The 20,645-nt window shown below is 73.3% G+C and carries 14 protein-coding genes; 6 read left to right on the top strand and 8 right to left on the bottom strand.

Translation table 11 applies throughout. The features are described from left to right. Positions 1-30: 30 nt before the first annotated feature. From smpB to ftsE, 4 genes are all read right to left on the bottom strand, one after another. A complete protein-coding gene (gene smpB / locus EV567_RS00235; RefSeq protein WP_242620632.1) occupies positions 31-564 on the bottom strand; it encodes an SsrA-binding protein SmpB in 534 nt (177 codons plus the stop codon). A 107-nt stretch (positions 565-671) separates the two neighbouring features. Then, entirely contained in the window at positions 672-1,853 is a 1,182-nt protein-coding gene (locus EV567_RS00230; protein WP_207228641.1) for a S41 family peptidase, read from the bottom strand. Between the two features lie 68 nt (positions 1,854-1,921). Beyond that, positions 1,922-2,839 carry a permease-like cell division protein FtsX gene (gene ftsX / locus EV567_RS00225; RefSeq protein WP_130436518.1) on the bottom strand — a complete coding sequence of 306 codons (918 nt, stop codon included), beginning with the start codon at positions 2,837-2,839 and terminating at the stop codon, positions 1,922-1,924. Positions 2,840-2,875: 36 nt separating this feature from the next. Next, positions 2,876-3,565, bottom strand: a complete 690-nt coding sequence (ftsE, locus tag EV567_RS00220; protein ID WP_130436517.1) for a cell division ATP-binding protein FtsE — start codon at positions 3,563-3,565, stop codon at positions 2,876-2,878. Positions 3,566-3,791: 226 nt separating this feature from the next. Here ftsE and EV567_RS00215 point away from each other — a divergent pair, with 226 nt between their 5' ends. Then, positions 3,792-3,983, top strand: a complete 192-nt coding sequence (locus tag EV567_RS00215) for a hypothetical protein (protein ID WP_130436516.1) — start codon at positions 3,792-3,794, stop codon at positions 3,981-3,983. Between the two features lie 123 nt (positions 3,984-4,106). Here EV567_RS00215 and EV567_RS00210 read toward each other — a convergent pair whose 3' ends face one another. From EV567_RS00210 to EV567_RS00195, 4 genes are all read right to left on the bottom strand, one after another. Then, positions 4,107-5,024 (bottom strand): hypothetical protein, encoded by a 918-nt coding sequence (locus tag EV567_RS00210; RefSeq protein WP_130436515.1) that lies wholly within the window; start codon positions 5,022-5,024, stop codon positions 4,107-4,109. Positions 5,025-5,295: 271 nt separating this feature from the next. Then, positions 5,296-6,402, bottom strand: a complete 1,107-nt coding sequence (gene prfB / locus EV567_RS00205) for a peptide chain release factor 2 (RefSeq protein WP_130436514.1) — start codon at positions 6,400-6,402, stop codon at positions 5,296-5,298. Positions 6,403-6,502: 100 nt separating this feature from the next. Then, the gene (locus tag EV567_RS00200) at positions 6,503-7,744 is read right to left on the bottom strand and encodes a serine/threonine-protein kinase (RefSeq protein WP_130436513.1); all 1,242 of its coding nucleotides are present in this window, start codon (positions 7,742-7,744) and stop codon (positions 6,503-6,505) included. A gap of 197 nt (positions 7,745-7,941) precedes the next feature. Then, positions 7,942-9,669 carry a serine/threonine-protein kinase gene (locus EV567_RS00195; protein WP_130436512.1) on the bottom strand — a complete coding sequence of 576 codons (1,728 nt, stop codon included), beginning with the start codon at positions 9,667-9,669 and terminating at the stop codon, positions 7,942-7,944. 436 nt (positions 9,670-10,105) lie between these two features. On the opposite strand from EV567_RS00195, the gene EV567_RS00190 reads away from it, so the two are divergent. From EV567_RS00190 to EV567_RS00170, 5 genes are all read left to right on the top strand, one after another. Next, on the top strand, positions 10,106-13,783 hold the full coding sequence (locus EV567_RS00190) for an FHA domain-containing protein (RefSeq protein WP_130436511.1): 3,678 nt from the start codon (positions 10,106-10,108) through the stop codon (positions 13,781-13,783). A 214-nt stretch (positions 13,784-13,997) separates the two neighbouring features. Next, positions 13,998-15,374, top strand: a complete 1,377-nt coding sequence (locus tag EV567_RS00185; protein ID WP_130436510.1) for an ABC transporter substrate-binding protein — start codon at positions 13,998-14,000, stop codon at positions 15,372-15,374. A 4-nt stretch (positions 15,375-15,378) separates the two neighbouring features. Next, positions 15,379-16,722 carry a carbohydrate ABC transporter permease gene (locus EV567_RS00180; RefSeq protein ID WP_207228640.1) on the top strand — a complete coding sequence of 448 codons (1,344 nt, stop codon included), beginning with the start codon at positions 15,379-15,381 and terminating at the stop codon, positions 16,720-16,722. Further along, positions 16,719-17,615 carry a carbohydrate ABC transporter permease gene (locus EV567_RS00175; RefSeq protein ID WP_130436509.1) on the top strand — a complete coding sequence of 299 codons (897 nt, stop codon included), beginning with the start codon at positions 16,719-16,721 and terminating at the stop codon, positions 17,613-17,615. Before EV567_RS00180 ends, EV567_RS00175 begins: the two co-directional genes overlap by 4 nt. 825 nt (positions 17,616-18,440) lie before the next feature. Continuing rightward, positions 18,441-20,645 carry a bifunctional glycosyltransferase/CDP-glycerol:glycerophosphate glycerophosphotransferase gene (locus tag EV567_RS00170; protein ID WP_130436508.1) on the top strand — a complete coding sequence of 735 codons (2,205 nt, stop codon included), beginning with the start codon at positions 18,441-18,443 and terminating at the stop codon, positions 20,643-20,645.

The following is a 20,645-nucleotide window of genomic DNA, read 5'->3' as shown; positions in this document are numbered from 1 at the left end:
TGACCGACGCACGCCGATGCCAGCGCATTACTACGCGCCCCGCTGCCGCCGCTTCGCCGCCGCGATCGCGCGGTCCGTGTCCCGGCGGTCCTGCTTCTCCCGCAAGGTCTGGCGCTTGTCGTACTCCTTCTTGCCGCGCGCCAGCGCGATCTCGGCCTTCGCCCGGCCGTCCTTGAAGTACAGGGCGAGCGGCACGATCGTGTGCCCCGTCTCCTCGGACTTCACCGCGAGCTTGTCGATCTCCTCGCGGTGCAGCAGCAGCTTGCGCTTGCGGCGCACGGAGTGGTTGGTCCAGGTGCCCTGGAAGTACTCCGGGATGTGGGCGTTGTGCAGCCACGCCTCGCCGTCGTCGATCTGGACGAAGCCGTCGGCCAGCGAGGCCCGGCCCTGGCGCAGCGACTTCACCTCGGTGCCGGTGAGCACGATCCCGGCCTCGTAGACGTCGATGATCGCGTAGTCGTGCCGGGCCTTCTTGTTCTGCGCGACGATCTTGCGCTTGCCGTCCTTGGCCTTGCCCTCGGCCGGCTTGCCCTGCTTCGGCTGGGACTCTTTCGGTACGTACATTCCCTTGCTCATAGTGCGGCCATTTTCGCACCAGGAGGGGGCCGGGGGGAAAGCCGATTACGAGGTTCGCGACGGGAGCACGTGAGCCGCCCGGCCCGCCGGCCGGCTCACGCCGTGTCGCCGAGCCCGTCCAGGACGCTCTCCGCGCGCTCCAGTGCACCCTCGTCCGCCTCCAGGTCCGGGGTGACGCCCTGGCCGTCGACGCTGCGGCCGGACGGGGTGCGGTAGTGACCCACGGTCAGCTCGGCCACGGAGCCGTCGGGCAGCCTGCTCGGCATCTGCACCGAGCCCTTGCCGAAGGTGCGCGAGCCGACGACGACCGCGCGGCCCCGGTCCTTCAGGGCGCCGGTGAGCAGCTCGGCCGCGCTCATGGTGCCGCCGTCGACGAGCGTGACCAGGGGCCTGCCCGTGTCGCCGCCGGGCTCGGCGTGCAGGACGCGCTGGTCGCCGTCGACGTCGTAGGTGGCGACGAGACCGCCGTCGAGGAAGACGGAGGCGGTGGAGACGGCCTCGGTGACCAGGCCGCCGGAGTTGCCCCGCAGGTCCAGGACGATCCCCTCGTCGCCGGGGGCCGCGCGGACGGCGGTGCGGACGCTGTCGCCGACGCCCTTGGTGAACGCGGCGATCGTGATGACGGTGACGCCGTCGGCGAGCCGGCGCACGGTGACCGAGTCGGTGGACAGGCGGGTCCGGCGCAGCGTCTCGGTCCACGCGCGTGTGCCGCGTTCCAGACCGAGCCGGACGGTGGTGCCGGCGGGCGCGTCCAGGGCGTCGCCGCGGAGTAACGAGACGACGTCGGTGACCGGCCGTCCCTCGACGTTCGTGCCGTCCACACTGCTCAACCGGTCCCCCGCGCGGATCCCCGCGGCGGCGGCGGGCGACCCGGACCGCACCTCGGTGATCTCGATCCGGCCGTCCCGCTCGCGCCGCGCCTCCAGGCCGACGCCGGTGTACCGGCCGTCGAGGGACTGCGCGAACTCCGCGTACTCGCCCTCGGAGTACACCGCCGCCCACCGATCCCCACTGCGGCTCACGGCGCGCTCGGCGGCCTCCAGGGGGGACTTGCCGTCGGCCATCGCCTCCTCGGCGGCCCGGGTCACCGCCTCGGGGCGGCTGGAGAGCGTCGCCGTCGTACGCCCTTCGCCGACCGCCGACTCCCGGGCCCCGCCCAGTTCCCCCGGCAGCGAGCCGGTCGCCGCCCCCGCGGCGACCACACCGGCGAACACCAACGTCAGGGCGACTCCCCGGCCGAGGCGACGGGACGGACAGAACGGGTCATGGCCTGACATGGCCGTGAGTCTAGGGGAACGCGAAGGGGCCGTACGTTCGCTTGACCGTACGACCCCATTGGCGTGCGTCACACCTTCAGGTACTTGCGCAGAGCGACGAAGGCGGCAAGGGCGGGGATCAGCACGCTCGCCGCAAGGATGAGCGGCAGCTTGGTCAACACGGCGTCCCAGCCGACGAAGTTGATGAGGGTCAGCTTCTGCGACAGCGCCATGCCGTGGTCGATCGTGAAGTACCGCCCGACCACGAGGAAGGTGCACGCGAGGGACCCTCCGATCAGTCCGGCGACCGCGGCCTCGGCGATGAACGGGGCCTGGATGTAGAAGCCGGACGCGCCCACCAGGCGCATGATGCCGGTTTCCCGCCTGCGGCTGAACGCCGAGACGCGCACGGTGTTGACGATCAGCAGCAGGGCGACGATCAGCATGAGCGCCATGACGCCGAGCGCGGCCCGGTTCATCAGGTTCAGCATCGTGAACAGGCTGTCCAGGATGCCCTTCTGGTCCTGCACCGACTGCACGCCCTCCCGGCCGTCGAAGGCGGTGGCGATGACCTGGTACTTCTCCGGGTCCTTCAGTTTGATGCGGAACGACTCCTGCATCTGGTCCGGCGTCAGCGAGGCGGCGAGCGGCGAGTCGCCGAACTGCTCCTTGTAGTGCTTGTACGCCTGGTCCTGGGTCTCGTACGTGACCGTGTCGACGACCGGCATCTTGTCGAGGTCCGACTTGATCCGCTTCTTCTGGTCCTCGGTGACCGCGCCCTTGGCGCAGTTGGGGTCGGACGCGGCGTCACTCTTGTTACAGAGGAAGATCGAGACGTTGACCTTGTCGTACCAGTAGCCCTTCATCGTGCTGACCTGGTCGCTCATCAGGAGCGACCCGCCGAACAGGGCGAGCGACAGGGCGACGGAGACGATGACGGCGAACGTCATCGTCAGGTTGCGACGGAGACCGACACCGATCTCGGACAGTACGAACTGGGCGCGCATGGCGGGTTCTTCGGGCCTTTCCGTGGACGGTCGCGGTCAGTGCTGGTAGCCGTAGACGCCGCGTGCCTGGTCGCGGACGAGGCGGCCCTTCTCCAGCTCGATGACGCGCTTGCGCATCTGGTCCACGATGTTCTGGTCGTGCGTGGCCATGACGACGGTCGTGCCGGTGCGGTTGATCCGGTCGAGCAGCTTCATGATGCCGACGGAGGTCTGCGGGTCGAGGTTGCCGGTGGGCTCGTCCGCGATCAGCAGTTTGGGCCGGTTCACGAACGCGCGCGCGATGGCGACGCGCTGCTGCTCACCGCCGGACAGCTCGCCCGGCATCCGCTCCTCCTTGCCGCCGAGCCCGACGAGGTCGAGCACCTGCGGAACGGACTTGCGGATCTCGCCGCGGGACTTGCCGATCACCTCCTGCGCGAAGGCGACGTTCTCCGCCACCGTCTTGTTCGGCAGCAGGCGGAAGTCCTGGAACACCGTGCCCAGCTGGCGGCGCATCTGCGGCACCTTCCAGTTGGACAGGCGCGCGAGGTCCTTGCCCAGCACGTGCACCTGGCCGTGGCTGCACCGCTCCTCGCGGAGGACGAGCCGCAGGAAGGTGGACTTGCCGGAGCCCGAGGACCCCACCAGGAACACGAACTCGCCCTTCTCCACTTCGAGGGAGACATCCCTGAGTGCGGGGCGGGTCTGCTTGGGGTAGACCTTGGACACGTTGTCGAATCGGATCACGGGTGCACCACGGGTCGCCGGGGGTAGATGAGCGTGACCTTACGCGAACCGGGTACGCGCGCGCAGGCACCGGTTGCGGTTGCGCGGGGGTTGTGCCCTTTTGTACGGGCGGCGCTCTTCCCGAGCGCCCGCGCGGGGGCCCGGGGAACCTGGCACAGTGGTGGGGGGAACGTTCGCGCCCGCGCGAGCGTTGTGTCTGTGGAACCGGTGCAAGGAGGGCGAGCGCATGACGTACGACCGGCTGGTGTGCGCTAACTGCGCCGCGCCCGTGAGCGAGGGCCGGTGCCCCGTGTGCCGTGCGAACCGCGAGCGGCTGCAGCAGGACAACTTCTTCGCGGGCCTGAACCCGATGGCGCTGATCGCGCTGCTGGCGGTGCTGGTCGCGGCGGTGGCGCTGCTGGCCCACCAGACCGCCTAGGCCGGCGGCCGGGACACCGCGGAAAACCTCAGAACGAGACCTCAGGACGCCCGAGAGGCCCGGAGCTGCGAGCTCCGGGCCTCTCTGTGTGCGCGCTCACGGCGCGTGCGGGTGCGGCTGCCGTCAGGCGGCCGCGCCGCCGCGGCCCTCGACGAGGCGCGGCAGCACACGGAAGCCGATGCCGCCGGCGATCATCGTCGCGGCGCCGAGGATCATGAACGTGGTCTCCCCGGCACCGGTCTCGGCCAGCTCCTTGCCACCGCCCTGGGCGGAGGCGTCGGAGACGGTGTCCGAGGTGTCGGTCAGCGCGGAGGTACCGGCGTCCTGCGGGGAGGTGTTGTTGCCACCGTCGGGGGTGGTACCGGAACCTCCGGTGGTGGAACCGGCGGTGACAGAACCGCCGGTGGTGTCGTCGCCACCGTCGGTCGAACCGTTGGTACCGGTGCCAGTGGTGCCGGTCGTACCCGTGGTACCGGTGGTGCCGGTCGTACCCGTGGTACCGGTGGTGCCGGTCGTACCCGTGGTGCCGGTAGTACCGGTCGTACCCGTGGTACCGGTGGTGCCGGTCGTACCTGTGGTGCCGGTCGTACCCGTAGTACCGGTCGTACCCGTAGTACCGGTCGTACCCGTAGTACCGGTCGTACCCGTGGTGCCCGTCGTACCCGTGGTGCCGGTCGTACCCGTGGTGCCCGTCGTACCCGTGGTGCCGGTCGTACCCGTGGTGCCCGTCGTACCCGTGGTGCCCGTGGTGCCGGTGTCACCGGTCGTACCCGTCGTGCCGGTGGTACCCGTCGTGCCGGTGGCGCCACCGGGGTCGGGGCAGTCCGGGCCGGTGCCGACGTCGCACGGGTCCGGCTCACCCGGGTCGCCCGGGTTGTGCGGGTTCCGGTCGCCCTTGCCCGTGATCGTCTCCACCAGGTTGCTCGTGCCACCCTCGTTGCCGGTGGCGGAGGCGACGCCCGCGACGGTCAGCGAGGCGCCCGCGGCGATCACGGCGCCGGCGGCTATGCGCGCGACCCGGATCCGCGTCTTCTTGGTCATATGGTTGCTACCCCCAGTAGCCGAATCGTGAATGAGGCAGCGCCGGGGCGGTGATCGACGGGGGCGGCTGAATCGTTCGCCAAGTCCCCCGGTTCACATGCGCCCCAGAGATACGCATGCCACGCTTCACCCTTCCGAGTTTTCAAACCGACGTCAAGGCCGTTGCGCACGCAATGTCCATGACGGCCCGCTTTGCCGGAAGTTGAAGACCGGGAGTGTGACCTAAAAGGCAACCGCCCCTGTTCGAGGGGCGGTTGCCTTGTCGACAAACCTACTTCTCCTGCTGCTTGCGCCAGCGAATCCCGGCCTCCAGGAACCCTTCGATCTCACCGTTGAACACGGCCTCGGGGTTGCCGACCTCGAACTCGGTGCGCAGGTCCTTGACCATCTGGTACGGGTGCAGGACGTACGAACGCATCTGGTTGCCCCAGGAGTTGCCACCGTCACCCTTGAGGGCGTTCATCTTCTCCTGCTCCTCCTGGCGGCGCCGCTCGAGCAGCTTGGCCTGGAGGACGTTCATCGCGGTCGCCTTGTTCTGGATCTGCGACCGCTCGTTCTGGCAGGAGACCACGATGCCGGTGGGCAGGTGGGTCAGACGCACCGCGGAGTCGGTGGTGTTGACGCCCTGGCCGCCGGGCCCGGAGGACCGGTAGACGTCGACCCGCAGCTCGGACTCGTCGATCTCGATGTGGTCGGTCTGCTCGACCACGGGAAGCACCTCGACGCCCGCGAAGGACGTCTGGCGGCGGCCCTGGTTGTCGAAGGGCGAGATGCGCACCAGACGGTGGGTGCCCTGCTCGACGGAGAGGGTTCCGTAGGCGTACGGCACCTGCACGGCGAAGGTGGTCGACTTGATGCCGGCCTCTTCCGCGTACGACGTCTCGTAGATCTCGGTCTTGTAGCCGTGCTGCTCGGCCCAGCGCAGGTACATGCGCTGGAGCTTCTCGGCGAAGTCCGCGGCGTCGACGCCGCCGGCCTCGGCGCGGATGTTGACGAGCGCCTCACGGGCGTCGTACTCGCCGCTGAGCAGCGTGCGGACCTCCATCTCGTCCAGCGCCTTCTTGACGGCGGCGAGTTCGCTCTCGGCCTCGGCGCGGGTGTCCGGGTCGTCCTCCTCCTCGGCCATCTCGAACAGCACCGCGAGGTCGTCGATCCGGCCGCGCAGGGCGTCGGCCTTCCTGACCTCGGCCTGGAGGTGGGACAACTTGCTGGTGATCTTCTGCGCTTCGTCCGGGTTGTCCCACAGGGACGGCGCGGCCGCCTGCTCCTCGAGCACGGCGATGTCTGCCCTCAGCTTGTCGAGGTCCAGAACGGCCTCGATCGACTCCATGGTCGAGGAGAGGGACTTGAGCTCTTCGGATACATCGACGACTGCCACGCTCCCAGCGTAACGGCTCCGCCGACCGGGGACGCCGGTGCGGGCGGGTACGCCCCCCCGGGGGCTCGGCCCCCGGGGGGCGGGAAGGGGCGTCCCGCTCTCAGGGAGACGCCGGCGCCGAGTTCTTCGTGTCCTGCGGCGCGGCCCCTTCGTCGGAGGTCGCCGCCCATGTGCCCACGCCGATCGCCGCGACCAGCACCAGCGCCGCCACCCCCACCGTGATGCGCCGCCGCCGCGCCGCCGCGCGGGCACGTGCCGAGCCGGGCCGGGGCGATCCCGGCGCGCGCGGCACCCGCGCCGTCCCGTGCGCGCCGCCGGCGAGCTCGTCGGGCGCGGGCACGCGCATCGAGGTGTGCGTGTCCCGGTTGGAGTCCGGTTTCGCCCCTTGCACCAGCGGCACGGATCCCCGCCGTACCGCCGTGGAGGCCGCGGGCGACGGCTCGGTCTCGTCCGGCTCGCCCCTCGGTTCGTCCTCCGCCGCCTCGGCGTCCGGCTCGTCGACGTCCAGCGGCGGCATGCCGGCCAGCATGGGCAGCTGCTCCCGCAGCCGTGCCGCCAGCTCGGTGGCCCGCAGCCGGGAGGCGGGCGCCTTGGCCAGGCACTGCACGATCAGCTGCCACAGCTCGTCGGGGATGCCGGGCAGCGGCGCGACCGTCTCCGTGACGTGCCGGCGCAGCACCGCGCCCGGGTGCCCGCCGCCGAACGGCGTGAAGCCGGCCAGCAGCTCGTACAGGACCGTGGCCAGCGCGTAGATGTCGACGGAGGCGCGGGGCGGCAGCCCTTCGACGATCTCGGGGGCGAGGTAGTCGGGCGTTCCGATGATCTTCGTGGCGCGGGTGCGCTTGGGGGTGTCGATCAGCTTGGCGACGCCGAAGTCGGTGAGCAGCGCCCGGTGCGAGCCGCCGGGGCCCAGCGGGCCCTGCATGTCCAGCAGGATGTTCTCCGGCTTGACGTCGCGGTGCACGACCCCGGCCGCGTGCGCGACCGCGAGCCCCTCCGCCACGTCCGCGACGATCGCCACCGCGGCCTCGGGCGCGAGCCGGCGCTCCCGGTCCAGCCGGGTGCGCAGATCGGTGCCCCGGACGAGGTCCATGACCAGCGCGAGGTCGTTGCCGTCGACCACCAGGTCCCGTACGGAGACGACGTTGGGGTGTTCCAGGCCGAGCAGGGCGGTGCGCTCCTGCACGAAACGGCCCACCAGCTCCTCGTCGGACGCGAGGTCCTCACGCAGCAGCTTGACGGCGACGGGGCCGTCCGGTCCCTCGCCGAGCCACACCGTGCCGGCGCTGCCCCGTCCCAGGATCTGGTGGGCGGTGTACCGGCTGCCGATCTTCCGTGCCAAGACTGCTCCTACCGACGCGTGTTGCCGACGCTGCGCCCTCCGGGGGCCGTGACATCGACAGCGACAGCGACGACGTCGGCGGCGGGCGCCGCGGGCTCCCCGGAGCCCCGGCCGACAAAACTACGCGTCCGAGGAGCCAACCTTCACCGCGGAGACGGAAATCACCCGCCGGGAGTCGACAAATCCCCAAACCAGCGTCAGTTGCCCGACCCGCCCGCGCCGCCGCCGGAGCCTCCCGAGCCGGAGTCCCCGCCGAGGTCGCCGACCCACTTGGTGGCCTGCTCGAGCCAGTCGCCGAGTTGCGTCCAGTAGCCCTTTCCGGTGCCGATCCAGCTCTGGAGCGGGCTGAGTTCCCAGATCAGCCATCCGGCGACGACCAGGATGACGATCGTGAACAGGCAGCCCTTCAGGCAGCCGAGCCCGGGGATCCTCATCGGGTTGGCGCTGCGCTGCCGGGGCTGGCGCGGCTGCGGCGGTTCCGGCGCGGGGCGGCGCTGGGGCTGCTGCGGCTGGGGCGTCGCGTAGCGCTGGGGCTGTTGCTGCCGCGGGGCGTACTGCTGCTGCGGCTGCGGGTGGCCGTAGCCGCCCTGCTGGCGGCGCTGCTGCTGCGGTTGCTGCTGCTGGCGCGGAGGCTGCTGCTGCGGGCGGGCGACCTGGCGCTGGGGGCGGCGGCGCAGCGGGTCCTCGTCGGGGTCGACGTAGTGGATCTGCGTCTGTTCGTTGCGGTCGCGGGCGGCGCGCAACTGGTTCTGCCAGGGGTGGGGCTGCTCGGGCTGCTGACCCTGCTGCCCGGGGTGGTGCGGTGGGACCGGCGGCAGCACGGCGGTCGGATCGGCTGCGCCCCCGGGACCGCCCGGGCCGCCCGGTCCCGCGGTGTGCGGCAGGACGGCGGTCGGGTCGGCGGCGCCGGGCGGGTTCCCGGGGCCGGAGGTGTGCGGGAGCACGCTGGTCGCGGCGTTCGGGTCGTACGCGCCGGCGGGAGCGCCCGGGGGCGTGCCGGGGACGGTCGCGGGCGCCGGGTCGGGCGCGAGCACATGGCCGACGCCGTCGGCGGCGGCGATCTGCATGGAGTTGGCGTGCACGCCGACGCCCTCGGCGACGATGCGCAGCCCGCGCGCGAGGTTCTGGGCGCTGGGCCGGTCCTCGGGGTTCTTGCGCAGACAGCGCTCGATGACCGTCCACAGCGGGTCGGGGACGGTGGAGGGGCGGCGCGGTTCGGCGCTCAGGTGCTGGTGGAGGACTTCCAGGGCGGAGCCGCCGGAGAACGGCGGGCGGCCGGTCACCAGTTCGTACAGCAGGATGCCGGCGCCGTAGACGTCGACGGCGGAGGTCTGCGGGCGGCCCTCGGCTGACTCCGGCGCGATGTAGGCGGGCGTGCCGACGAACTCGCTGGTGCGGGTCAGGCCCGGGGAGTCGGCGAGGCGGGCGATGCCGAAGTCGGTGAGCATGGGGTGCATCTCGCCGCCGGTCTGGGCGAGGAGCACGTTGGCGGGCTTCAGGTCGCGGTGGACGACGCCGTCGGAGTGGCTGGCGGCGAGCGCGTCGGCGATCTGGGCGGTGAGCAGGGCCGCGGCGACGGGACTGAAGGGGCCGTTCTCGCGCAGGTAGCGGTGCAGGTCGGGGCCATCGACGAGGTCCATGACCAGCGCCAGCAGATCGCCCTCGACGACCAGGTCGCGGACCCGGACGATGTTCGGGTGCGTCAGGCGCAGCAGGACGGAGCGCTCCCGCAGGAAGCGCATCACGACGTCGGGGTCGCTCGCGAGCTCCTCCTTGAGGACCTTGATCGCGACGGTCTCCCCGGGCTGACCGGGCACGGCCGCCTCGGCGCCGGCGGTCTCGCGCTGGCGGGCCCGCCAGACGGTGCCCGTGGCGCCGCGTCCGAGCGGCTCCTCAAGGAGGTACTTGCTCCCTACCGGACGCACGTCATGCGCTCCCTGCTGCTTGCTCGGCTGCCTGCTCGGCCGCTCGTCTGATCTGGTCGTCTGCCGGTCCTGCGAGGTCCGCAGCCCTGGAGGTCCGGATTCCGACCCACTGTAGTGCCGCCGCGCCGCCACGGGGCTGTCCTCCGGCTGTGGGCCTTCGCATAGGTGTTTCGAAGGAACACGGGAGAAAGACGCTCCCTTTGGTTCCTTGGTTGCCGAAGACGGGCGTGACCGATCTCAAGCGGTCTTGGAACGGTCGTCCCCGCGACGTCTGTCAGGCACTTTTGCGGGCAGAGCCGACCAATCAAGATCACTTGCCGCTCGGAGGCGGGCGCGTTGTCGGCGACAGGTGCGAGGATGCCTGGAGTACTGGCCTGTGTGCTCGTGTAGGGGTGGGGGGAAGTCCGCGCCCGCGCAGAAGGGACCGCTGACGGCGATGCAGATCCGGCTGACCGTCGTAGACCCGACATGCCCGCCCTCCGCCACGCCCGACTCCGCTCGCGCTGGGGGATCGACGGCGCGCGGCCGCAGCGCGAGCTGTGACGTGCTGGTGACCGCCCCCGCGGGCACCGCGCTGGCCGCGGTGGCCTCCGCGCTGGCCGCGGCGGTCACCGGGGAGAGCGGCGCCGCGCCCTCCGGGGGAGCGCAGCCCGTGCTGTACGCGGGCGCGGAGCGGCTCGACGCGCAGCGTTGCACGCTGGGCGAGCCGCCGCTGACCGACGGCGCGGTGCTGGCCGTGGGCGCCCCGGCCGACCCCGAGCCGCATCCGGAGGTGGACGACGCACCGGCCCGGCTGGACGTGGTCGCCGGCCCGGACGCGGGCGGGGTCCATCTGCTGCACGGCGGTCAGATCCGCGTGGGCCGCTCGGCCGACGCGGACGTCCCGATCGACGACCCGGACGTCTCCCGGCTGCACTGCGCGGTGACGCTGTCGCCCGACGGCCGGGTCACCGTCGCCGACCTCGGCTCCACCAACGGCACCACCCTGGACGGCGGCCCGGTCCGGGCCCGCCCGGTCCGCCTGCCGCCGGGGGCCCTCCTCAGGGTCGGCGAGTCCGCCCTGCGGCTGGCTCCGCCCGGGGGCCCGGGGGCGCGGGTGCCGACGACGCCGGACGGCGAGGGGCACGTACGCGTGACGCACGGCGACGCCCCGGACGGGGCGCGCGACCGAGCGACTCAGCCGCACGGCGGGACGCGCTTTCGCGCGGCGGAGGGCGAGCCGGACGGGCCGCACGCGCGCGTGACGCAGGGCGCCGGCGAGGCCGCCGACGGTCACGCACGCGAGAGCGAGCGGGGAGCCGACCGCACGAGGGCCGACGGCGTCCCCTCGGGGCCGACCGGGCACGCCTACGGCACGGTCGACTGGAGCGGCTCGCCGGCCGGCCCGGAGGGGCGGCCGGCACCGCGCCCGGGGGGCACGCCCCTGGTTCCCGGTCAGGGCGGGGCGCCGCGCATCGAGAGCCACGCCGGGTCGCTCCCGCCGGGGGAGCCGGGGGGCGGCCCCGCCTCCCCGCCCGCCGAGGACCGCTCCCCCGTCGGTGAGACGCACGCCGGCCGGTCCGGCCTCGGCTCCTTCACCACCGGCGCGCCGGGGCACGAGGGGCACGCAGCCCACACGCCCGCGCCCCCTGGCCACCCCCGCACGCCCGCCGAGGACGACGACGCCCCGTACGCGCCGGCCTCCGCGGCCCACCCCGACGACGAGACCGGCCCCCAGCCCGCCTCCCGCCGCAAGGGCACGCCCCTGCGCGGCACCGAGATACCTCCGGGCGTCCGCCGTCGAGGAGGTCTCTCCGCGTGGGCGCGGAGGCTGACCGGCGGACGCGGCGAGGCCCAGGAGGACGCCGCCGGAGCACAGCCGGACGAGGCCGATCCCGCGGTCGCCGTCCCGCCCGCCCCCGCCGTCCTCGCCCCGTACCCCGTGCCGGACACCTGGCCGGACCCGGCCGCGCTGCTGCTGACGGCGCTCGGCCCCGGCCCCCGCCTCTGGGAACGCGGTCCGGGTCACCCCGAGGCGCTCGCGGTGCGGCTCGGCACGGCGGACCGGGCGGCGCCCGACGGCTCGGGCCTGCTGCCCGCCGTCCCCGTGACGGCGGGACTGCGCGAGGTCGGCGCCCTGGGCCTGGCAGGGCCGCGCCCGCGGCTGGCCGGGCTGGCGCGCGCGGTGCTGGCCCAGCTCGCCGCGCTGCACTCCCCGGACACCCTGGAGATCGTGCTGATCAGCACGGACCGGGCCCGCTCGGACGAGGAACGCGCCGCCGAGTGGTCGTGGCTGGGCTGGCTCCCGCATCTGCGCCCGGGGCACGGCCAGGACTGCCGGCTCCTGCTGGCCTACGACCGCGAGCAGGCCGCAGCCCGCGTCGACGAGCTGATGCGCCGCCTGGAGGACCACCTCGCGGACGCCAGGACCGCCGCCCCCACGCCCGTCCCCGCGCCCCGCGGCGCGGCCCACCGGCCCTCCTGGGCGGCGGCGGACGACGGCCCTCAGGGCTTCCCCGGCCCGTACACGGTCGTGGTCGTGGACGGCGACCCCGGCGGCACGGATCTGCGCGAGGCGACGGCCCGGCTGGCCTCGGCCGGTCCCCGCGCCGGGATACACGTCGTCTGCCTGGCGGAGACGCCCTCCGCCTCCCCCGCCTCCCCGGTGGCGACGACGTACGAGGCGGCCTGCGCGACGGCGCCCACGTTCCGCGCCTGCGGGGCGGTCGCGCTGCTCAGCGGCGACGTGGCCACGGCGCTGCGGCTCCTGCGGGTCGCGCCGTCCGGGACGGCGGGACCGGGGTCCGCGGGGCCGGACGGGGAGCGGCCCGGACCGGTCGGCCACGGCACCGTCGGCACGGTGGACGCCGTCTCTGCCGCCTGGGCCGAACGCTTCGCGCGGGCGCTCGCCCCGCTGCGCCCCGACGGCGCCGGCGGCGAGCGGCACACGCGTGTGTCCGCGCCGCTGCCCCCCTCGGCACGGCTCCTGGACGAGCTGGGCCTCGCCCGGGCGACCCCGGCGTCCCTGATGGCGCGGTGGGCGGACGCGGCCGACGACGCCGGGGCGCTCGGCGGCCGGGCGTGCGCGGTCCTCGGGGCGGGCCCGCGCGGCCCGGTCCCGGCCGACCTCGCCGCCGACGGCCCGCACCTGCTGGTCGAGGGCCCGCCCGGCAGCGGCCGTACGGAACTGCTGCGGGCGGTCGTGGCCTCGCTGGCCGCCGCCGAGCGCCCCGACCGGCTGGGGATCGTCCTGATCGACGGCCGGGACACCGCGGGCAAGAGCGGCGGGGGCCAGGGCGACGGTCTGCGCGTGTGCACCGACGTGCCGCATGTGACGACCCATCTCACCGCCAACGACCCGGTCCGCATGCGGGAGTTCGCGCAGTCGCTGAGCGCTGAGCTGAAGCGGCGGGCGGAGCTGGTGGGCCGCGCGGACTTCGCGGAGTGGCACCGGCACCGCGCGCTGTCGGGCCGTATCGGCCCGCAGCGGGGGCCGAGCGGTCACGGCGGCGGGCAGCCGGGCGGCCAGGAGGGCGGGGCCGCCGACCTGGACGGCCCGCCCAGCTCGACGCTGCGGCTGCGCCCCGGAGCGGCGGCCCGGCAGCGCGCCGAGGCGCCCCCGCCGCTGCCCCGGCTGGTGGTCGTCGTCGACGACCTGGACGCGCTGGTCTCGCCCGCCCTCGGCTCACCCGGACGGCCCGCCGCCGGCTCGGTGATGCGCGCGCTGGAGGCGGTGGCCCGCGAGGGCGAGCGGCTCGGGGTGCACCTGGTGGCGGCCGCCGGCCCCGGGGGCCGTACGGCGGAGTCGGAGCCGGCCCGGCAGGCGACGCTGCGGATCGTCCTCGACCCGCCGGGATCGGGCGCGGACGAGCCGGTGCCGGGCCGCGGCCGGGTGCGGACCGCCGACGGCCGGCTCACCCCGTTCCAGGCCGGCCGTGTCACCGGCCGCATCCCGCGCACGGCGACCCTGCGCCCCACGGTGGTCCCCCTCGAGTGGCAGCGCATGGGCGATCCCCCGGCCCGCCGCCCCGTGCGGGAGCTGGGCAACGGGCCCACCGACCTCGCCCTCCTGGCGAGCGCCCTGGAACGGGCGGCCCGGGAGGTGTCGGCGGCGCAGGTCCCGTCCCTCCTGTGACGAGGGGCCGCGCAGCCTGGGGGCCCGTCACCTGTTCGGCGGTGGCGAGCGCATCCGGCGCTCGACGACGGGGGCGGCGGACGCGCCCCGTCACGACGCGGTCACAATCGGCCGCTTGACAGGGCAGGCGCTCTTGCCGACCCCCGGTGCCCGGCGTAGACCAGTGCCACGGGACAGCGCTCGACGTTCGACGAGGACGAAGAACGGGGCAGTGATGCGCAGGAGCGACACCATCCGGACACCCAGGACCGTGAAGACGGCCGCCGCGATCCTGGCGGGAGCGCTCGCGCTCTCGCTCACCGCGTGCGGCGGAGACGACGACAAGAGCGGCGCGAGCGAGAGCAGCCCGGCGAAGGACCCGGGCAGCACCGTGACCCTCCCCAAGCTGAACGGCACGACGCTCGAGGTCGCCGCCGTGTGGACCGGCGCCGAACAGGCCAACTTCAAGAAGGTGCTGGCGGAGTTCGAGAAGCGGACGGGCGCCAAGGTGACGTTCGTGCCCGCACAGGACCCGATCATCAACTTCCTGGGCTCGAAGGTCGCGGGCGGGCAGCCCCCGGACGTCGCGCTGCTTCCGCAGCCGGGCGCGATCAAGCAGGCCGTGGAGAAGAAGTGGGCGAAGCCGCTGGGCGCGGCCGCCCTGAAGGAGCTCCGGAAGAACTACTCGCAGGGCTGGCAGGACATCGGCAAGATCGACGGCCGGCAGTACGGCGTGTACTACAAGGCCGCCAACAAGTCGCTGTTCTGGTACAACGCGAAGGTCTTCGAGAACGCGGGGGCCGCCGAGCCCAAGACGTGGGACGAGCTGCTCACCACCGCGCAGACGGTCTACGACTCCGGTGTCACGCCGTTCTCGGTGGGCGGCGCCGACGGCTGGACCCTGACCGACTGGTTCGAGAACGTGTACCTCTCCCAGGCGGGCCCCGAGAAGTACGACCAGCTGGCCAAGCACGAGATCAAGTGGACGGACCCGTCCGTGAAGGACGCGCTGACCGCGCTGGCGCAGGTCTGGGGCAAGAAGGACTACGTCGCGGGCGGCGCGGCGGGGGCGCTCCAGACGGACTTCCCGGCCTCGGTGACGCAGACCTTCACCGGCGGCGACCAGCCGAAGGCCGCCATGGTCTACGAGGGCGACTTCGCGCAGGTGAACATCGTCCAGGCGGGCGTCAAGGTCGGCACGGGCGCGAAGGTGTTCCCGTTCCCGAAGGCCGGCGACACCGCGCCCGTGGTGTCCGGCGGTGACGCGGCGGTGATCCTGAAGGACTCCGAGGGCGCGCAGGCGCTGACGACCTTCCTCGCCTCCCCCGACGCGGCGGCCATCCAGGCCAAGCTGGGCGGCTATCTCTCGCCGAACAAGAACCTCGACCCTTCCGTCTACCCGAACGACGTGCAGCGCAAGATCGCCGAGTCGCTGGTCGCGGCCGGCGACGACTTCCGCTTCGACATGTCCGACCAGGCCCCGCAGGCCTTCGGCGGCACGCCCGGCAAGGGCGAGTGGAAGGCGCTGCAGGACTTCCTGAAGAACCCGGCGGACGTCGCGGGCACCCAGCGGAGGCTGGAGGCCGACGCGGCGGCCGCGTACGGCGGCTGAGGCGATGGCGTCCGCCACGGCGGCGAGGGACGCCTCCCCCGCCGCCCCCGGGTCGCGCAAGAGCGTGACCGGCACGCGCTGGACCGTGGCAGCGCTGTTCCTGCTGCCCGCCCTGGTGCTGCTGGGCGCGCTCGTGGTCTACCCGATCGGGTACTCGCTCGTGCGCAGTCTCTACGACCAGTCCGGTGACGGGTTCGCCGGATTCGACAACTACGGAACGCTGTTCACGGACGACGGCATCCGTACCGCTCTCAAGAACAACGTGATCTGGGTGGTGTTCGCGCCGACGGTCGCGACCGCGCTGGGTCTGGTCTTCGCGGTGCTGACCGAACGGGTGCGCTGGGGAACGGCGTTCAAGCTGGTCGTCTTCATGCCGATGGCGATCTCGATGCTCGCCGCCGGCATCATCTTCCGGCTGGTCTACGACCAGGACCCGGACAAGGGCGTGGCGAACGCGGTGTGGGTCGGCGTGCACGACACGTTCGCGCAGTCGTCGGCGTTCCCCAAGGCGCACCCGGGGCGGAACTCGCCGCTGGAGCCGGTGAAGGGCGGCGGGTTCGTCACCGGCGCGCCCGTCCGCATGGGCGACTCGGTGGCGCTGCCCTTGGTGGGCGTCGCGCCCGACCTGATGCCGGACGACGCGAAGCGGGCCGTCCTGCCGGCGGGAAAGCCGGGCGGGGTCACCGGCTCGACATGGCAGGACTTCACCCGCGGCAAGGGCGTCGGCAGGCCGGGGCAGCCGGACGCCTCCGAGCTGGGCTATCCGGGGATGCGGATCGAGGCGGTCAAGGACGGCAGGGTGGTCGCCTCCACGACGGCCGCGGCGGACGGCAGCTTCACCCTGCCCGCGGCGGCCGACGGGGCGCGGCTGCGGCTGCCCGCGAGCAACTTCCAGGAGGCGTACAACGGCGTGGACTGGCTCGGCCCGTCACTGGTCACGCCGGCGATCATCGGCTCGTACATCTGGATGTGGGCGGGTTTCGCGATGGTGCTGATCGCGGCCGGGCTGGCGAGCGTGCCCCGGGAGCTGATGGAGGCGGCGCGGGTCGACGGGGCGAACGAGTGGCAGGTGTTCCGCAGGATCACCGTGCCGCTGCTGGCACCGGTTCTCGCGGTGGTCGCCGTCACCTTGATGATCAACGTGCTGAAGGTGTTCGACCTGGTCTTCATCATCGCCCCCGGCTCCTCGCAGGACGACGCGAACGTGCTCGCCCTGGAGCTGTACCGCAAGGGCTTCTCCGAGGACCAGCCGGGCGTGGCCAGCGCGATCGCGGTGTTCCTGCTGCTGCTGGTGATCCCGGTGATGTGGTTCAACGTGCGTCGGCTGCGGCGGGAGGTGCGGCGGTGATCGTCCACATCGAGACCGGGGGGACGACGGACGCGCGAGCCGGGCGGTCGTTCGCCTCGCGGGTCGTCGAGAGGCTCAACGGCGGCCTGGTCCGCGTCTTCCTCGTCCTCGTGGGCCTGTTCTGGCTGGTGCCGACCATCGGGCTGCTGATCTCCTCGCTGCGCACCCCGGAGGACATGAGCGCGAGCGGCTGGTGGAAGGTGTTCGCGGAGCCGTCCCGGCTGACCTTGGACAGCTACCGGCGGCTGCTGGAGAACGACGACATCACCGGCTCCCTCGTCAACACGGCCCTGATCACGGTCCCGGCGACGATCCTGGTGGTGGTCGTCGGCTCGCTCGCCGGATACGCGTTCGCCTGGATGGAGTTCCCCGGGCGGGACTGGTGGTTCCTGGGCGTGGTCGGCCTGTTGGTGGTGCCCGTGCAGGTGGCGCTGCTCCCGATCGCCGAACTGTTCGGCAGCATCGGCCTGTTCGGTTCCGTACTCGGGGTGATCCTGTTCCATGTGGGCTTCGGTCTGCCGTTCGCGGTGTTCCTGCTGCGGAACTTCTTCGCGGAGATCCCCCGTGAGCTGCTGGAGGCGGCCCGCCTCGACGGCGCGGGCGAACTGCGCCTGTTCGCAAGGGTCGTGATGCCGCTGGGCGGTCCGGCCATCGCGAGCCTGGGCATCTTCCAGTTCCTGTGGGTGTGGAACGACATGCTGGTCGCGCTGGTGTTCACCGACGCGGACAGCCAGCCGATCACGGTCGCCCTGCAGACGCAGGTACGGCAGTTCGGCAACAACATCGACGTGCTGGCGCCCGGCGCGTTCATCTCGATGGTGATCCCGCTGGCCGTGTTCTTCGCGTTCCAGCGGCAGTTCGTGTCCGGCGTGATGGCCGGCGCGGTCAAGTAAGGGGCGGCGCAAGGGGGGTGAGGCAGGGGGCGGACAGGATGGCGGCCCAGGGGGTGGGCCGTCAACAGGCCGCCCCCGCCGTTCACCCGGTGTCCCCCGGATGCAGTAGGCGAACGTAACCAAGTCACTCCATCGGCCGTTCCCGGGCAAGGCCCTGTCTTCTGCCCGCGCCGACCCATGGATGTGTTTTGCCCAGGTTCAGTGTCACCGTCCCCGCGTCGGAGGTTCGGGGGTACCCGCGGCCCGAGCGCCCCGGCTCCGTGCCGCCCCGGGTTCGTGTGCGCCCGCGCCGGCGGCGGGCCCACGGCCTCGGCTCCCCCACCGCCCGGCCTCAGCACGGCATGCCGGGCGCGCCCGTCCCGCCCCGGGCCCGGCGGCGGCACACCGTCACCCGGCTGAGGACGCACCGCGCCCGCCGGGCGCTGCGGGCGGCGGCCCGCACAGCCCGCCACCGACCGCGGCTCCGGATCCGGTTACGGCCGTCCGCTCCCGTCGGCCCTTCGGCGCACCTCCCGTACACACGGACGCCTTCCGGGCACGAGCCGCCCCGCCGGGGCCGCGCCCGGCGCCTCCGACTCGGTGTGGACCGGGCCCCGCAGCGCCCGTCCACCGGCCTCGCGGTCCCTGCCCGCGTCCGGCGTCCCGCCGCGCCACCGGGGGCCCAGCCGCGCCCGCCGCTCGCCGCCGAGCCGCGATCCGCCGGCGCCGCCGCCGTCACCGTGCGCCTCTGACGCCGTTTGCCCTTCCGGGAGCCCTCCGACGCCCACGGCTCGTCGCGGCCCGCGCGGACCGGGTCCCGGCGACCACCGACAGAGAAAGAGCAGAATGCCCCGCTTCAGCATCATCGTCCCGTCCCACGGGGTCGTGGGCCGGCTGTCCCAGGCGCTGGACTCCGTCCTCGCCCAGTCCTTCGGCGACTTCGAGCTGATCCCGGTCTGCGACGCACCGGACGCCCCGGCCGCGGCCGTCGCCGCCGGGTACGCGGAGCGGGACTCCCGGGTGACGGCGGTGCACTCCCCGCCGTCGGCGGGACTCGCCGGGGCGCGCAACACCGGGATGCGGGCGGCGACCGGCGTCTATCTGCTGTTCCTCGACGGCGACGACACCCTCGCCCCGGGCGCGCTGACCGCCCTGGACGCCCGTCTGACACGGACGGGCGACGTCGACGTCCTGTACGCCGAGCACGAGCGCACCCCCTGGTGGGAGGGTGAGCCGGCCAACCCGGCGGCGCCACTGCTGGCGCGGGCCCCCAAGGGCGCCTTCGCCCCCGGCGAAGCCCCCCGGGTGACCGGCGTGGAACTGCCCGTGTGGGGCACCGCCTACCGGCACGACTTCCTCACCGAGCACGAACTCGCCTTCCCCGAAGGTCACTTCACGGACCTCGGCTTCGGGGGGCTGGTCACCGTGCGGGCGGAGCGCGTCGCGGTCCTGCGCTCGGTCGTCGTACGGCACCATGTGCGCCGACAGGGCAGCCGGATCAACCTGCCGGGCGCGCACCACGCCGAACTCCTCGACCAGGTCGACCTGGTGCTGCGGACGGCCACCGAACAGGGGCTCTCGAAGCGGCGGTCGGGGCCGCTGTTCGAGCAGCTCTTCGCGCTCGTGCTGAGGACGGCCGCGCATCCGGCGCGGCTCCCGGGAGCGAGCCGCAGGGCGTTCTTCCGCCGGGCCGGCCGACTGCACCGCCGGCACCGGCCGGACGGCTTCCGCACGCCCGGCGGCAGCGTGGGCGTGCAGCACCGGCTGCTCGCGGCGGGCGCGTACACGGCGTTCCGCGCGCTGCGCGGCGCGAACCAGCGGGCCTCGGCCGCCGCCCAGCGCCTCCCGCGCCCCGCCGGCCTGCGCACCCGGCTGTACTACCGGCGTCAGCTGCGCCGGCCCATCGACCCCGACCTGGCTGTGTACTGCGCCTACTGGGGCCGCGGCTACGCCTGCAGCCCGGCGGCGATCCACGCCAAGGCCGCCGAACTCGCCCCGCACATCCGGCAGGTGTTCCTCGTCGAACCCGACCAGGCGCACGCCATGCCCGCCGGGGTCGAGTACGCCGTCCTCGGCAGCCGCCGCGCCTGGCAGGTCCTGGCCCGCGCCAAGTACCTCGTCAACAACGCCAACTTCGCCGAGGGCGTCGTCAAACGCCCGGGCAGCGTGCACGTGCAGACCCAGCACGGCACCCCGCTGAAGAAGATGGGCGTCGACCAGTCGACGTACCCGGTGGTCGCGGCCGCGACCGGCAGCTTCACCAAACTCCTGGGCCGGGTGGACCGCTGGGACTACAACCTCTCCTCCAACACCCACTCCACCCAGATGTGGGAGCGCGCCTTCCCCGGCTCCTACGAGCAGCTGGAGTACGGCTATCCGCGCAACGACGTCTTCTGCACGGCGACCGCGGACGACGTCACCCGGATCCGGCGCGAGCTGGGCGTCCCGGAGGGCAAGACGGCCGTCCTGTACGCGCCGACCCACCGCGACTACGAGAGCGGCTTCGGCGCCGGCCTGGACCTGGAGGCGTTCTGCGAGGCCGCCGGCGACGACGTCGTCGTCCTGCTGCGCGCCCACTACTTCTACGACCGGGGCACCCGCGCGGGCACCGGCCGGGTCATCGACGTCACCGGGCACCGCTCCACCGAGGAGGTCTGCCTGGCCGCCGACGTCCTGGTCACCGACTACTCGTCGATCATGTTCGACTACGCCAACCTGGACCGCCCGATCGTCGTGTACGCCGACGACTGGGACGTCTACACCGAGACCCGGGGCGTGTACTTCGACCTGATGGCCCAGCCGCCGGGAGCGGTCGCCCGGACGCCCGAGGAGCTGGCGCGCCTCTTCAGGGACGGCTCCTACGCGTCGGCCTCGGCCCAGGCCCTCAGGGACGCGTTCCGGTCCCGTTTCTGCCAGTTCGACGACGGCCGGGCCGCCGAGCGCGTGGTGCGGCGGGTGCTGCTCGGCGAACCTCCGGAGGCGATCCCGCCCGTGCGCCCCCTCGCCGAGCGCACCCCGGCCCCCGCCGCCCGCACCTTCGTAAGGAGCTGA

Origin of the sequence: Streptomyces sp. BK239 (genome assembly GCF_004217285.1) — a bacterium.
In the GTDB taxonomy this organism is placed as follows: Bacteria; Actinomycetota; Actinomycetes; order Streptomycetales; family Streptomycetaceae; genus Streptomyces.
The sequence above is the reverse complement of the archived record's forward strand: the minus strand, read 5'-3'. Positions and strand labels throughout refer to the sequence as shown.

Coding starts and splice junctions, on each gene's coding strand:
- EV567_RS00190 (WP_130436511.1), top strand. CDS start 10,106: ATGCAGATCCGGCTGACCGTCGTAGACCCGACATGCCCGCCCTCCGCC.
- EV567_RS00180 (WP_207228640.1), top strand. CDS start 15,379: ATGGCGTCCGCCACGGCGGCGAGGGACGCCTCCCCCGCCGCCCCCGGG.
- EV567_RS00230 (WP_207228641.1), bottom strand. CDS start 1,853: ATGTCAGGCCATGACCCGTTCTGTCCGTCCCGTCGCCTCGGCCGGGGA.
- EV567_RS00215 (WP_130436516.1), top strand. CDS start 3,792: ATGACGTACGACCGGCTGGTGTGCGCTAACTGCGCCGCGCCCGTGAGC.
- EV567_RS00170 (WP_130436508.1), top strand. CDS start 18,441: ATGCCCCGCTTCAGCATCATCGTCCCGTCCCACGGGGTCGTGGGCCGG.
- smpB (WP_242620632.1), bottom strand. CDS start 564: ATGTACGTACCGAAAGAGTCCCAGCCGAAGCAGGGCAAGCCGGCCGAG.
- ftsX (WP_130436518.1), bottom strand. CDS start 2,839: ATGCGCGCCCAGTTCGTACTGTCCGAGATCGGTGTCGGTCTCCGTCGC.
- EV567_RS00185 (WP_130436510.1), top strand. CDS start 13,998: ATGCGCAGGAGCGACACCATCCGGACACCCAGGACCGTGAAGACGGCC.
- EV567_RS00210 (WP_130436515.1), bottom strand. CDS start 5,024: ATGACCAAGAAGACGCGGATCCGGGTCGCGCGCATAGCCGCCGGCGCC.